This is a genomic window from Mycobacterium sp. (assembly GCF_032162105.1).
GTDB lineage: Bacteria > Actinomycetota > Actinomycetes > Mycobacteriales > Mycobacteriaceae > Mycobacterium.
Genome location: NZ_JAVRPS010000466.1, coordinates 1 through 14,431, shown reverse-complemented (window position 1 = coordinate 14,431; position 14,431 = coordinate 1). Strand labels below are relative to the sequence as shown.

The following is a 14,431-nucleotide window of genomic DNA, read 5'->3' as shown; positions in this document are numbered from 1 at the left end:
TCGCCGGGAAAGACCGGTTTGGTGAACCGCGCGTCGATCGCCGTGATGGCGTTGGCGTTGCCGTTGCCGAGTTCGGCGATCAGTGCGCGACCGGAGAACCCGTAGGTGCACAGTCCGTGCATGATCGGCTTGGGGAAGCCGGCCAGTTCCTTGGCGAACCATGGGTCGCTGTGCAGCGGGTTGCGGTCACCGGACAACCGGTAGATCAGCGGCTGGTCCTCGGTGGTGGACAGCGCCACCTTGGCGTCGGCCTCGCGGTCCGGGAACACCGGAGCGACGGGCCGCTCGCCCGGCTGACCGCCGAACCCACCCTCGCCGCGGATCACCGCGGTGGACACCGATTCGGCGACCACCTCGCCGGTGTCGGGGTCGGTGCCGACCCCCTTGAACACCAGGATGGCGTTCTTGCCCTCGCCCTTGTCCTGGATGTCGACGACCTCGGAGTGCACGTTCAACTTGCCGGACGGCGGCAGCGGCGCATGGAGCCGAATCTGCTGGCTGCCGTGTAGCAGCATGCCGAAGTTGAACGTGCCGACCTCGCCGACCGCACCCCATGCCGGGCAGGCGATGACGGCGTAGGTGGGCAGCACCTGCTGCTCGATGTCGTGGCTGTTCTCGGTGGTGAAGGCCAGATCCTTGGTGCCTGCGCCGACGCCCAGCGCGTACAGCAGGGTGTCGCGGTCGGTCCACGCGAAGGGTTGCGGTGCGGACTTGGCACCGATGGCGTCCGGGTTGATCGGCATTCGTCTCTCCCTAGAAGTCGAGGTGGCTGTGACGGACGATAGCCGCCGCCGCGGACCGGCAAGAGGGCACGCCCCTCGATCGGGTCACACCAATGTTGACCTTTGCCCGGTAAGGGGTGACCATGGCTCGCATGCGCTATGTCGTTACCGGCGGTACCGGGTTTATTGGTCGCCGCGTCGTGTCCCGAATTCTGTCCCGCGGCGATGACCCCGAAGTGTGGGTGCTGGTGCGCCGGGAGTCCCTCGCGCGGTTCGAGCGCCTCGCCGAAGAATGGGGCGACCGAGTGAAGCCGCTGGTCGGCGACCTGACCCAGCCCGAACTTGGGATCACCGACGAGTCGTGCGCCGAGATCGGCGACGTCGACCACGTGGTGCACTGCGCGGCGATCTACGACATCACCGTCGACGAGGACACCCAGCGAGCCGCGAACGTCGACGGCACCCGAGCGGTGATCGACCTCGCCGTCCGGTTGGACGCGACGCTGCACCACGTGTCGTCGATCGCGGTGGCAGGCAGCTTTCCCGGCGAGTACACCGAGGAGGACTTCGACGTCGCACAGGACCTCCCGACCCCGTATCACCAGACCAAGTTCGAGGCCGAGATGCTGGTGCGGTCGACGCCCGGCCTGCGGTACCGGGTCTACCGGCCAGCCGTGGTCGTCGGCGACTCGCGCACCGGGGAGACGGACAAGGTCGACGGCCCGTACTACTTCTTCGGCTTGCTCGCGAGACTGGCGCACCTGCCGAAGTTCACCCCGATCGTGCTGCCCGACACCGGCCGCACCAACATCGTGCCGGTGAACTTCGTGGTTGAAGCCCTCACCGAGCTGATGCACGTCGACGGATGGGACGGCCAGACCTTCCACCTGACCGCGCCGAAGACCATCGGCCTGCGCGGCATCTACCGCGGCGTGGCCAAGGAGGCCGGCCTGCCGCCGCTACGCGGGTCGCTGCCGGGCTCGGTCGCCGCCCCGTTCCTGAAGGCCACCGGCCGGGCGAAGATCCTGCGCAACATGACGGCCACCCAACTCGGCATCCCGGCCGAGATCCTCGACGTCGTCGACCTGGCCCCCACCTTTACCTCGGACAACACCGCAGAGGCGTTGCGGGGCAAGGGAATCGACGTTCCCGAGTTCCACACGTACGCGCCGAAGCTGTGGCGGTACTGGGCCGAGCACCTCGACGCCGACCGGGCGCGGCGCGACGATCCGGGTGGTCCGCTGGTCGGTCGCCACGTCATCATCACCGGAGCGTCCAGCGGCATCGGGCGTGCGTCGGCGGTCGCGGTCGCCGAACGCGGGGCGACGGTGTTCGCGCTCGCCCGCAGCGCCGAGGCGCTCGACGACTTGGTGGCCGAGATTCGCGAATTCGGCGGTGCCGCCTACGCATTCACGTGCGACGTCACCGACTCGGCATCGGTGGAGCACACCGTCAAGGACATCCTCGGCAGGTTCGGGCATGTCGACTACCTGGTCAACAACGCGGGCCGGTCGATCCGCCGATCGGTTTCCGCGTCCACGGACCGGCTGCACGACTACGAACGCGTGATGGCCGTCAACTACTTCGGTTCGGTGCGGATGGTTCTCGCACTGCTGCCGCACTGGCGGGAGCGCCGGTTCGGTCACGTGGTGAACGTGTCCAGCGCGGGCGTGCAGGCCAGTAGCCCGAAGTACAGCGCCTACATCCCGAGCAAGGCGGCCCTCGACGCGTTCGCCGAAGTGGTCGGCACCGAGACGCTTTCGGACCACATCACGTTCACCAGCATCCACATGCCGTTGGTCAAGACGCCGATGATCGCGCCGTCACGGCGGCTCAACCCCATCCCGCCGATCACCGCAGAGCACGCCGCGGCGATGGTGGTGCGCGGCCTGGTGGACAAACCCGCGCGGATCGACACCCCGGTCGGCACGCTGGCCGACCTCGGCAACTACTTCACTCCGAAGCTGTCCCGTCGCCTGCTGCACCAGCTCTACCTCGGGTATCCCGACTCGGCGGCCGCCCGCGGTGTCCTGCCTGCCGGTGAGCCGACGGCAACCGAGGGGCAAAGCCCCGCCCGGCGACCCAAGCGACCCGCACGCAGCGCCGTCTCGAAGATGCGGATGCCGCGGCCCATCAAACGGGCAGTGCGCCTGCTGCCCGGTGTGCACTGGTAGGTGGCCGGCCTTATCGTGGGCGGCGTGACAGGGGCAGTACGGCCGGGCAACGGCCCTTCCGCTCCGCTGCCCGTCTTCGCAGACGTCGACACCGGTGTGGACGACGCCATGGCGCTGGCCTATCTGCTCGCCAGCGCTGACGCCGAACTCGTGGGCATCGCATCGACCGGCGGAAACGTGCCGGTCAAGCAGGTCTGCGCCAACAACCTGGGGCTGCTCGACGTGTGTCACGCGACCGGGATCCCGGTATCCAAGGGAGCCGACCAGCCGCTGATCGCGCCGCTGCGCACCGCCGAGGACACCCACGGTCCCGAAGGGCTCGGTTATGCCCGGCTGCCTGCCGGCGACGGGCGGCTCACCGAGTACGACTCCGCCCAGGCCTGGGTGCGCGCGGCCCGCGACCACCCTGGCGAGCTGATCGGGTTGGCCACCGGCCCGCTGACCAACCTGGCGCTGGCGATGCGGATCGAGCCCGCCCTGCCCAGGCTGCTGCGGCGACTGGTGATCATGGGCGGCGCGTTCGACTACCGCGGCAACACCACGCCCGTGGCCGAGTGGAACATCAGCGTCGACCCCGAGTCGGCGGCCGAGGTGTTCACCGTCTGGAGTGCGGCGTGGGGCCTCGACATGCCGACGCATCTGCCCATCGTGTTGGGGCTGAACGTCACCGAGAACGTCGTGATGACGCCGTCGATCCTGAGCCGGCTGGCCGCCGCCGCCGACTCGGCCACCACACCGATGAGCGTGCTCGACGATCGCGGCACCCGCTCTGTGGCGTCCAACCCGCTGATCCGGGTCCTCGAGGACGCGATGCGGTTCTACTTCGAGTTCCACTTCGACCAGGGCGAGGGGTATCTCGCGCACCTGCACGACCCGCTCGCCGCGGCCGTGGCGTTGGACCCCGATCTGGTCCGCTACCGGCGGGCCACCATCGACGTCGAGTTGGTCGGCACCCTGACCCGCGGCATGACCGTGGCCGACTGGAGCGGACACTGGGGCCGACATCCCAACGCGCACATCGGCATCGAGGTCGACCCTGACGCGTTCTTCGACCGGTTCATCGCGCGCGTTGGCCCGTTCGCAGCCGGCCTGGCCTGACGGGTCAGTCGTCGGTGACCACCAGTTTGACGTCGACGTTTCCGCGGGTGGCGTTGGAGTACGGGCAGACCTGGTGCGCCTTCTCGGTCAGGCTCTGCGCGGTGTCGTGGTCGACGTTGGGCAGCGTGACCTCGAGTTCGACGGCCAGTCCGAAACCGCCGTTGTCGATCTGTCCGATCGAAACACGCGCCCCCACCGCAGAATCCGAGACGTCGGCCTTCTCCTGGCGAGCGATCATGCGCAGCGCGGAATGGAAGCAGGCCGCATAGCCGATGGCGAAGAGTTGCTCGGGGTTGGTGCCGTCGCCGCTGCCGCCCATCTCCTTCGGAATCGCCAGCGCAAGGTCCAGCCTGCCGTCTGAGCTGCGGGCGTGCCCGTTGCGGCCGTCACCGGTGGTCAGGGCCTCGGCGGTGTAGAGGGTCTTCATGCGGATTCCTTTCGGTTGGATGCGTTGAGCGCATCGGTGAGTTGCCGAACCGCGTCACGCAGGTCGGCGGCTTGTTCCTCGGCCATGCCGGTCGACTCGAAGAGCCGTTCCGGGATGCACTGGGCGCGGCGTTCGAGCTGCCGGCCGGCCGGGGTGAGTGTGACGTCGACCAGCCGCTCGTCGTCCCGCGATCGCTCGCGTCGCACGAATCCGTTGCTCTCCAACCGCTTCAGCAGTGGCGAGAGGGTGCCCGAGTCGAGCTGCAATCGCTCGCCGAGCCGCCCGACGGTGACGTGCTCCTCCTCCCACAGCACCAGCATCACCAGGTACTGCGGATAGGTGAGGTTCATCTCGGTCAGCACCGGCCGGTACGCCGCCGTCATCGCCCGCGACGCCGAGTACAGGGCGAAGCAGAGCTGTTGATCGAGGGGCATCGTGGCCATGTCAGAACTATAGCGCACAATTCAGTTGTGCACAACTAAACATGGCGAAGCGTGTGATCGATGCGGCCGCTCGTCAAGAAGACTCGGTTGAGTGAACCCCGGGCGTAGCCGGCGACGCGGGCAGCGAGCTCGGTCGCGCTCGGGTGCGCATGGGACCAAAGTGGCATGAACGCCAGCTGCTCAGCCTGCTTGGCAGCCGCCGCGGCCAGAGCCCGTCGAGGTAGCGCTTCATGCACTCAGTCGTGCGGAATCCGGCGATGTGAGCCGGGCATCTCGGATTCGTTGCACCCGATTCTGATCAACCGTTGAAGCTACATCCCCGCGTCATTCCTCGGGGCGGTCTCTGCCCTCGGCGTAGTCGACCAGTGCGGCACTGATCCGCTTGTTGAGTTCGGGGTCGCGAAAGGCGTTGACGAACATGGCGTTCCACCACAGTCCGTCGGCTGCAAGCCGGGCGATCTGCGCGCGTACCGGGTAGCGGTCCACGCCCTCCGCTGGCCACATCCACGCCTCGAACGCTTCAGAGATCGGTCCCTGCATCTCCGGTTCGGTACTGGCCGCCAGAATGACCGACCACCGGCGCAGCACCCGGTCGGCATCCGCGGCCGTTAGGTGGTGACAGGTAGACGCGATGTAGGCGCGGGTGTACGAGCCAGGTTCACCGTCGTCCCAACGTGCGTAGTTACTGTTCGTATCGTCGACGAGCCGCTCCACCAGTCCGCGAACCAGCTCGCTCTTGCTCGAGAAGTGATACAACAGCCCGCCCTTGGACACCCCTGCCTCATCGGCGACGGCCTGCAGGGTCAATGCCTGTGGGCCGCCTCGGGACAACACCTGCTCGGCGGCGTCCAGCAGTTCGTCGCGTCGTTCCCCTCGTGGCACTGGGCACTCTCATCGTCTGCCTCCGGGGAGGCCTGGATATGCGATGCGTCGCGGTCAAGATTAACCTGCGACGGACACCGTCGGCCTTTCTGCGGAGAATCCACGGACCGGTCCGGCCAACCGCGCGATCAGCGGGCTGACCGCCGCGCCAACGGCCAGAGCAGTCGCTATGACGTACGACCCGGCTGGGCCCCATGCGTCGTTGAGAACACCCGATAGCGCGGTGCCTGCCGCACCGCCGGCCAGCGCACCGGTGTTGAGCCACCCGAAGGCCTCGGCGGCAACGTTTTCCGCTACTCCGCGGGAGACCGCATGGTAGAGAACTGCCATTGCAGGCGCGAAGCCGAATCCAGCGGCGAACAGAGCCACGAACTGCAGCGGACCGGTGACGAGTCCGGTCAGTGCCGTCCCCACCACGACGACCGCCAGCGTCGCAACCAACGCCCCAAGACCGAGTCGGCGCTGGCCAATCAGCAGGCCACCGATCAGCGATCCAAGGCTCGACACAGAGATCGCCACACCGGCCATCGAGTGCCCCAGTTGGGCGACCACTCCGACCTCCATCGCCATGAACGACGCGACGAGAGCAAGATTGGCGACAAATGCCAGAAGAACCTCTTGACGGGCCAGTACTCGGCCGAATGACGAAGTACCACGGGCGATCCGGGGCTGTCGCGGTTGAAGGCTCAGCACGAAGGCGATGGATCCAGTGAGCGTGATACCCGCCGCGGCCAGCAGCGGCACCGCGGTGGAGATCAGTGAGGTCAACACGGTCACCACGACAGGGCCGGTAACCCAAATCAGTTCTTGCGCGGTGGTATCGAACGCGAACAACGCACGCACCGTATCGGCGGGAACCATCCGTGGGTACAGCGCGCGCACTACCGGCATCATCGGTGGGATCGATGCTCCCACGAGGATTCCCAAGGCTGCCAGCAAGATCAGGTGTGCGGGCGCCAGCGCCAACGCCAGGAAGCCGATGCTGTTGATCGTGGCGGCCAACAGCACGACGGGTGTCACACCGAATCTCCCGGTGAGCCGGGCGGACACAGGCATTGCGATCGCCTCGGCAAGACTGACGCACGCCACGACGAGACCGGCCTGCCCGTATGACCCTGTCGTCTCCGAGACGTGCATGAGGATCGCCAGCGACAGCATTCCGAGTGGCAGTCGCGCGAACAGCTGAGACGCAGTCACTCGGAACACGCCAGGTGTCCGGAGCAACCGCAAGTAGCTGCCCATGGGACCTCCTTGGATGGGCGAAGAGCAGGCGTGTTCCATCCCGCACTACGGCAGTGCCGAGCATGAATGACCTGCGTAACTGTACCGTCCGGACGGTACAGTTATCAATCCGCGCCAGGGCGCCACGATGGAGCCGATTCAGCGCTCGATGTCGGCCATGACCGCCGAAACGCCTCCATGAACGTCTCGATGTTGCCTTCGTCGAAGACCAGGGGCGGACGGATCTTGAGGGTTTGACCGGACTCGCCGCTGTCTGAACTATTCGTACGCCCCCTCCAGATACCACCTCCTCTGCCGGTAGCACAGCAGCAGCGCGCGGCCGGCGGTGTCGCCGTCACCGTCGAGAAGCACCTGCACCCGAGCCGTCCGGCCTGCCCTGACCTGCGTGGGGACTTGCCCGGCGTCCCACCACCTTTCGTCGACCGGCCACGGCCCGGCCCACCAACTCAACCTGCCCGCCCGATCGGTACCGCCCGGGGCCTCCAGGCGTGCCGGATCGGCGGAGAAGAGGCCACGGCCGGTCACCCGGACGGGGTTGCCGTCGGCGTCGAACAACTCGACGGGATCGTCGAGCAGCACCGTCGGTGACGGCTCGGGCAGTTGTCCTGGCCAGGGCTGCCCCGGATCGGCCCGCGGCACCGGCTCGTCGCCCAACGGGGTGAAGGTGATCCGTTCGGCCGGGCCGCGACCACCGCTGAGCACCGGCACCTGCACCGCCTCCTGCCCGAGCAGCCCCTGGACGCGCACCAGGGCCCGCCTGGCCCGCAACCGGTCGTCGTCACCGGAGGAACCCCACAACGGCAACTGCAGCGCAGCGGCCGACACCACCTCCACCGGATCGAGTCGCAGCACCGTGATCGGCGCGGTGGGCCGGTCCTGGTGCCGGACGCTGCGGTTCAGCCAGCCGTCGAGTTGCCAGCGCACCCGATCCGCGGTGGCATCCTCGGTCAGCGGTTCGGCGCACCGCCAGACCCGTTGCAGTTCTTCACCATTGGCGGTGACGGCGTGGATGGCCAGCCTGGTGCACCCGACCCCGGTCGCCTCCAGCCTGCGATGCAGTTCACCGGCCAGCGAGCGCCCCGCGAAGGCCGCGGCGTCCACCCGGTCCACCGGCGGGTCGCAGTTCGTCACGACGCCGAGGTCCGCAGGCGGCTCCCGGCCCGACGGGCCACGGGTGGGCTCACCGCGAGCGAACCGGTGAGCAGTGACCGCGCCCGCGCCGAACCGGGATGCCACGTCGGTGCGCGACAACGCAGCGAACTGGCCGATGCTTCGGATGCCCATGCGCCACAACAGGTCCGCCAGATCCTCCCGGCCGGGTTCGGCCAGGCTCGGCTCGGCGGCCAGCTGCCGGATCGACAGCGCGGACAGGAACCGCGCGTCCCGCCCGGCTTCGACGATGCGTCCGGCACGGGCGGCGAAGACGGCGGTGGACAACTGATCGGCGATGCCGACCTGACACTCGGCCCCGGCCGCGGCCACCGCGTCGACGAGTCGCTCCGCGGCTGACTCCTCGGACCCGAAGTAGCGGGCCGCCCCGCGCACCGACAACACCAACAGTCCCGGTCTCATGACCTCCGCGCGGGGCACGACCTCGTCCACCGCGGCCGTCACGCCTTCGAAGTGACGGGCGTCGCGGGTTGGGTCGGCGGCCACGACGTGCAGTTGTGGACACCGGGCCTGAGCCTCCCTGCGACGCAACCCCCGCCCCACACCCACCGCACGGGCCGACGCCGAGCAGGCCACCACGCGGTTGGCCAGGGTCACCGCCACCGGCGCGGTCGCGGGCAGACCGGCCGCCGCCGCAGCGGCCACTGCCGGCCAGTCCATGCACCAGATGGCCAGCACCCGGGCGGCAGCGGGTGGGTCGGACACCTCACCCACCCACTGCGCGGACGGGACCGACGGACCGGCCTCCCGCCCTGGTGGCCAGCCGCACCCGGCTGATCCGCCCGCACCCGGGGATGGGCGCACCACCGCCCGCACCCGTCACCTCGTATCCGCTGACCCTGGCCTCCAGCCGAGCCGAGGCCCCTGGCCAGTCGCCCCCGGTGACCAGCAGGGTGCACCCCTTCTGCCTTGCCCTAGCCGTCACCGCCCGCGCCCTGGTCGGAGGCACCGACCGTCCGCCCAGTCCGAGCACCACCAGATCCAGGCCGTCCATCAACACCGCGGCCACCTCGACCGGGTCGCCCCCGGGGTCGGGTATGACCGCGAGCCGACTCAGGTCGGCGCCCATCTCGACAGCCGCCAGCAGACCCACGTCGGGGTGGCCGACGATCGCCGCGTGCCCACCCGCCGCCGTCACCGCCGCCACCATGCTCAAGAGCAGCGACCGGGCGCCCGACAGCACCGCCACCGTGCCCCTGGGCAACGACGCAGGCAGCAGATCCGCCAGCGAATCCGGGAGCGGCAGCAAAGTTTCCGAGTCGGGCAACGGGGTGTTCGACGGCATGGCTCCGCGCCGGGACGACGCGGCCGAACCGGCCCCCTTCCCGGACATCATCGCCATCTTGCGACGGAGGTGTTCTACCTGCTCAGCGCGGTTTGACCCACCTCGGTCCAGGCTCGTAGCCGCTGTCACAGCAGCACCTCCCGCACCATCCGGCCCAACAGTGATTTCGAACATTTGTTCGATACAACGAGTAAACACTCGCCCTCCGACACCGTCAAGCGGATCCGGTCCTACACCTGCAGTTCGGGACGGACTCGTGGATCGACTAGGGAACGACTGTGCGTCTGTCTGACCAGTACGTTAGAGTTTTGATCATCGGAACCCACTTCGGGATGGGGCCGGTGTACGACCGTGCCAGCAGCATCAGCCGATGCTGACCACGGATCGTGCGGAATCGCTACGTGATTCGCCGAAGACTATGTGTTCGCTTACTCGGGGATAGTAAAGGACTCACCATGAGGTCAAATCGTCTGGCTCGTCGCATTGCGGCGGCAGTGGGCGGTACTGCAATCGTCGCGATGGTCGGACTGACCGCCGCGTGCGGTGGCGGGGAGAAGGCTCCCGAAACGTCGACCACGACGACCACCACCACCCCGTCGTCATCCGCGACGGTGTCGCCGACCGAGAAGTCGATCAACCCAACCGGCGGCAACCTGTTCACGCCTCCGGTCAAGGCGCCTCCCGCGCCGACGGCCATTCCCGGCGACAACTGACATCGCGCGGTCTCGGGAGTCAACGCTTCCCCATCCCCTTGGGATCGCCAAGGCGGCAATGACTCCCGAGACCCTGCGACACCGTTCCACTCAAATGGTTCGAATGCAGTCACCCACCGTGGCAGCACTTCCCGGTCGACACACCAGACCCGGGCACTTGTTCCTGATCCTGGTTGCGGCGGCCGTGCTGATGCTTGCCTCGGATCTGCGACTCCCGACGGGACCAGGAACGGCCGCTGAGATCGGCGGTCCGTTCGCGTTACTGCTCGCCGCGTCGACCGATCTCGGTCCCGCACGTGGTGACCACGTCCAACTCACCGCCACCCTGCAGAAAAGAACCAGCCCGGATGCGCTGATCGGCTGGGCGGGCGAGCACGGTCTTTCCGTGCGCTGGCAGCCAGGCGATGACTGGGCGATCGTCGAGGGTGGACCCGAAAGGGTCTCGCGCGCATTGGAAGTCGAGGTTCACGACTACCGGGGTCAGCGCGGGCAGGAGTTCTACGCCTCACCCCAGCAGCCCGAGGTGCCGCCGACGTTGCGCACCGAGGTCACCGAACTCGGCCGGATCCTCAGCTACACACCGCATCACGAGTCGCGGCCGCACCTCCTGCCGTTGGACGTGCCGGACCGCGGGTTGACTCCCGCCGCGTTGCTCACCACCTACAACGCGGCCGGACTCGCACGCAGCGGCTTCACCGGCAAGGGCACCACGATCGTCATCTTCGCGTTCAACGGCTACGCCCAGTCCGACCTGGACACGTTCGCGACGACGTTCGGGCTGCCCAAGTTCACGCCGACACTCGTCGGCGACACGTTGCCCGAGCCGTACGGCGAGACCACGATGGATCTCGAAGTCGCACATGCGATTGCGCCCGATGCCCAGAAGGTCGTCGTCAACGCCCGCCCAACGGTGCAGGGTGACGGCGGCTACGTGAAGATCGGTCAGATGCTCGAGGACACCGAGCGGCAGTTCCCCGGCGCGGTATGGAGCTTCTCGATCGGTTGGGGCTGCGACAAGCTGCTCACCGCCGCGGACCTGGCTCCGGTTCGGTCCGCCCTTGCCGACGCGCACTCGCACGGCACCACGGCGTTCGATGCCAGCGGCGACCTTGCCGGCCTGGAGTGCAAGGGCGGTGACGACTGGGACTCCCCGCCGGGACAGGCCGACGTCGGGCTGGATTCCGTTGCCTCAGTTCCCGAGATGACCAGCGTGGGCGGCACCACCCTGTCCACCGACAGCACCGGCGTGTGGCTGGCCGAGCAGGCCTGGTTCGACGTTCCGCTCTCCCAGGGCACCGGAGGTGGGGTGTCGTCGCTGTTCGATCTGCCGCCGTGGCAACAGGTGGCGGCGACTCAGGTTGCCCCCGAACGCAATACGGGAAAGCGGATGACGCCTGACATCTCTGCCGTCGCCGACCCCTTCACCGGGGTGAAGATCGTGCTCAACGGAGACACCGTGGTCGGCGGCGGAACCTCGCAGTCGGCGCCCATCATGGCGGGGCTGGCCGCGGTGATGAATCAGTTCCTGATCGCCAACGGCGGCCGGGCGATCGGCGACATCAATCCCCTGCTGTACCGCATGGCCCAGGGCGCCATGCTTCCCGGCTTCCGCGACGTCACCCTCGGCGGAAACGCCGTCGACACCGCGGGACCGGGCTTCGACCTGGTCAGCGGACTCGGTACCCCTGACGTCGACAACCTCGCCCGCAATCTGCTCGTCCTGCAGAGGATCAACCAATGAGCACAGAGTCGGAAACCGATGGCCCCGCACCCGGCACGGTGGTGTGCGCGGTGTGCCAAACCGACGTCCCTGCAGGCGAGTACTGCGGCCTGTGCGGGGACCACCTGACCGAGCACCGTGCCAAGGGCCCGAAGTGGCTGCGGATCCGGGCCTACAGCGCATCACCCGGTGAGCATCTGCTGAGGCCGAACATCGTCAGTACGCTGTTCCCCCATCTGCCGCCCAGCTCGCGGCTTCCGTTCCTGGCGGGGTTGGGGCTGATCTTCGCTGCGTTGATCGCCACCACCCTGTTGCGCCTACCCGCTGCGCTGATCACCGTTGCCGCACTCGGGCTGCCCCTGCTGTTCCTGATCTACCTGCAGGAGTCCGACGTCTATCGCGACGTGCCGACCTCCACCCTGGTCGTAACGGCCGGGCTCGGCATCGGTCTCGGCGTCGGATGGGTACTCTTGACCGGCGCGATGGTCGCCCAGGCCTATGACGTCGGATTGGGCATGGGCATCGCCGGATCCCGGGTCCTTCGCGACGGGCTGGGGGTGCCGATCGGCGGCTTGTTGCTCATGCTCGTCCCGGTATTGGCGGTGCGGCTGGTGCGGCCGGGACCACGGGAAGCCTTGGACGGCTTCGCCATCGGAGCATTGGGCGCCCTGATGTTCACCGCCGCCGCGCAGATGACCCGGCTGGCGCCCCAGTTCGCGGGCGGCATGGTGGCGCGGGCCAGGCCGATGGATGGGCTGATCGTCGAGGCGGGTATCCGCGGCGTGGCCGTGCCATTGACCGCAGCCGCGGTGGGTGGCCTCATCGGTACCGCCCTATGGTTCACCCGCCCGGCGAACAAGAAGCACCAGCACCGCAACTACGTTCGCGTCGCCCTGACTCTCTTCGCCCTGGCGGTGATGACGATGTACGCCGTACTGGGCCTCGTCGACGTCGCACGGTTCCCCCAAACTCTGCAACTCGTCCTGCATCTCGTGGTGGCGACAACGGCAGTACTCGCCCTGCGCGTGGGGCTGCACCTCGCGCTGCTGCACGAAGCGCACGACGAGATCCTGTCCGATGAACCGCTGCTGTGTCCGCAATGCGGTCACGTCGTGCCCGACATGGCCTTCTGCGTGGCCTGTGGCGCAGCGACGCGAGCATCGTCACGATCATCGCGGCAGGCGCGACGGGAAACCCGACCCGTGCGGACCGACTCCGGACCGGCGCCAGGGGAAGAACAGCAGTGACGACGATCGCTCCCGGCTACTCCACGCACGCCGGAACCTACAGCGTCCCAACCCCGCCGAAGACCTCGCATCGACGACTGCTCATCGTCTGGGTGGTCGCCATCGGCGTCGTGGCCGCAGGCCTCGTCGCAATGTCAGGGGCCATGGAGAAGCCGAAGGCACGGTACGTGTGCCCGCCCGACTGCGGGCAGCCGCCGATCGGTGAGCCCGTCACCATCAATCCAAGGTTCACCTCGCCCGACGGGGCGTTCTCGGTCGCCTATCCCGCCGAGGGTTCGGCCTACAAGATCACCACCAACCCCAATGGCGTGACGGCCGATCTGCAGGCCGGTGACGGCGGCACCATGCGATTGTTCAGCGAGCCTGCCGCAGGCCGTACCCCCAAGGACATTGCCACCGCGCTGGTCAACAAGACCTTCCCCGACACCAAGACCGCCTACCAGATCCCGAATGCGATGGTCGGTTACCGCCCAGGTTTCGGCATGGTCGCCGACTGCTGGCCCCAGGGCGCGACGGCGAGCTACTCGCGCATGCGGGTGATCGTGATGGTCGCGGTGAAGGACGACCTCGCCCTCGTCGCGGGAGCAGTGGGCCCGTACCACGCATTCGGCCCCGACTTCGGCTCGGGCAAACCATCGGCGGCCAACCTGCAGATCGCCCTGGACATGGGCAAGTACGTCAACAGCTTCAGCTGGCGCGGCGACCCGCTGCGCTAGCCGCTGCACCAACCTCACGGCATCGTGACCTGGGTCTCGCACTACTGAATGTTGACATTGACAAATGTCACCAATTGCTGTTGTACTCATCGGACGCTTCGACGAGGAGGTCGGATGTCCGCCCCACTGACCAGCAGGGACGTACCCGCGCGCGGTTCGATTCGGGCCCGCAGTGCGGCCGCGGTGAGCAGCCTGACCCTGCGCCAGCTCAGCGCGGTACTACCGCCGGAGCGCGCACGGGGGCTGTGGGCGTCACGTCAGATCGTCGCAAGGGTCATGGACACCTTCGGTCCGTCGCTGTCGGGTACCCGCGTTGAGCACGTCGACGTGTCCCTGCCCGACGGTCGGCGGGTCATCGGTGAATGGGTGCGCGGTCCCGGCGTAGAGGCCGGCGACGGCGCCATCTACTTCCTGCACGGCAGTGGGTTTGCCCTGTGCTCGCCGCGGACCCACCGCCGACTGGTCGCGTGGCTGTCCCGCCTGACCGGGCTGCCCGTGTTCTGCATCGCCTACCGGCTGGCCCCTCGGCACCGATTCCCCACTGCCGCAGACGACGTGCGCTCGGGCTGGGACTGGCTCAAGCAGAGTCTGG

The 14,431-nt window shown here is 68.0% G+C and carries 14 protein-coding genes; 7 read left to right on the top strand and 7 right to left on the bottom strand.

Features of this window, described 5'->3' with window-relative positions; translation table 11 throughout:
* Window positions 1-743, bottom strand: a 743-nt coding sequence (locus tag QOC69_RS24075; protein WP_526444324.1) for a MaoC/PaaZ C-terminal domain-containing protein, incomplete at its 3' end; no start/stop codon positions are given.
* 131 nt (window positions 744-874) lie between these two features.
* On the opposite strand from QOC69_RS24075, the gene QOC69_RS24070 reads away from it, so the two are divergent.
* Window positions 875-2,896 carry an SDR family oxidoreductase gene (locus QOC69_RS24070; protein ID WP_526444322.1) on the top strand — a complete coding sequence of 674 codons (2,022 nt, stop codon included), beginning with the start codon at window positions 875-877 and terminating at the stop codon, window positions 2,894-2,896.
* 66 nt (window positions 2,897-2,962) lie between these two features.
* A complete protein-coding gene (locus QOC69_RS24065) occupies window positions 2,963-3,994 on the top strand; it encodes a nucleoside hydrolase (RefSeq protein WP_526444330.1) in 1,032 nt (343 codons plus the stop codon).
* Between the two features lie 4 nt (window positions 3,995-3,998).
* On the opposite strand, the gene QOC69_RS24060 is transcribed toward QOC69_RS24065, so the two are convergent.
* The 6 genes from QOC69_RS24060 to imuA' form a co-directional block, all read right to left on the bottom strand.
* Window positions 3,999-4,421 carry an organic hydroperoxide resistance protein gene (locus QOC69_RS24060; protein WP_526444320.1) on the bottom strand — a complete coding sequence of 141 codons (423 nt, stop codon included), beginning with the start codon at window positions 4,419-4,421 and terminating at the stop codon, window positions 3,999-4,001.
* Window positions 4,418-4,864, bottom strand: coding sequence for a MarR family winged helix-turn-helix transcriptional regulator (locus QOC69_RS24055; protein WP_526444318.1), 447 nt, complete (start codon window positions 4,862-4,864; stop codon window positions 4,418-4,420). Before QOC69_RS24055 ends, QOC69_RS24060 begins: the two co-directional genes overlap by 4 nt.
* A 324-nt stretch (window positions 4,865-5,188) precedes the next feature.
* Window positions 5,189-5,746, bottom strand: coding sequence for a TetR/AcrR family transcriptional regulator (locus QOC69_RS24050; RefSeq protein WP_526444316.1), 558 nt, complete (start codon window positions 5,744-5,746; stop codon window positions 5,189-5,191).
* 60 nt (window positions 5,747-5,806) lie between these two features.
* Window positions 5,807-6,988 carry an MFS transporter gene (locus QOC69_RS24045; RefSeq protein ID WP_526444314.1) on the bottom strand — a complete coding sequence of 394 codons (1,182 nt, stop codon included), beginning with the start codon at window positions 6,986-6,988 and terminating at the stop codon, window positions 5,807-5,809.
* A gap of 258 nt (window positions 6,989-7,246) precedes the next feature.
* Window positions 7,247-8,818 (bottom strand): DNA polymerase Y family protein, encoded by a 1,572-nt coding sequence (locus QOC69_RS24040; RefSeq protein ID WP_526444328.1) that lies wholly within the window; start codon window positions 8,816-8,818, stop codon window positions 7,247-7,249.
* A gap of 46 nt (window positions 8,819-8,864) precedes the next feature.
* On the bottom strand, window positions 8,865-9,572 hold the full coding sequence (gene imuA' / locus QOC69_RS24035; RefSeq protein ID WP_526444312.1) for a DnaE2-dependent mutagenesis accessory factor ImuA': 708 nt from the start codon (window positions 9,570-9,572) through the stop codon (window positions 8,865-8,867).
* A 326-nt stretch (window positions 9,573-9,898) separates the two neighbouring features.
* On the opposite strand from imuA', the gene QOC69_RS24030 reads away from it, so the two are divergent.
* The 5 genes from QOC69_RS24030 to QOC69_RS24010 form a co-directional block, all read left to right on the top strand.
* On the top strand, window positions 9,899-10,156 hold the full coding sequence (locus tag QOC69_RS24030) for a hypothetical protein (RefSeq protein ID WP_526444310.1): 258 nt from the start codon (window positions 9,899-9,901) through the stop codon (window positions 10,154-10,156).
* A gap of 190 nt (window positions 10,157-10,346) precedes the next feature.
* Window positions 10,347-11,897, top strand: a complete 1,551-nt coding sequence (locus QOC69_RS24025) for a S53 family peptidase (RefSeq protein WP_526444326.1) — start codon at window positions 10,347-10,349, stop codon at window positions 11,895-11,897.
* Window positions 11,894-13,123, top strand: a complete 1,230-nt coding sequence (locus tag QOC69_RS24020) for a zinc ribbon domain-containing protein (protein ID WP_526444308.1) — start codon at window positions 11,894-11,896, stop codon at window positions 13,121-13,123. The genes QOC69_RS24025 and QOC69_RS24020 overlap by 4 nt, the downstream gene beginning before the upstream one ends.
* Complete coding sequence (locus tag QOC69_RS24015) at window positions 13,120-13,839, top strand: hypothetical protein (protein ID WP_526444306.1); 720 nt, start codon at window positions 13,120-13,122, stop codon at window positions 13,837-13,839. The genes QOC69_RS24020 and QOC69_RS24015 overlap by 4 nt, the downstream gene beginning before the upstream one ends.
* 114 nt (window positions 13,840-13,953) lie before the next feature.
* A partial coding sequence (locus tag QOC69_RS24010) for an alpha/beta hydrolase (protein WP_526444304.1) occupies window positions 13,954-14,431 on the top strand: 478 nt, incomplete at its 3' end.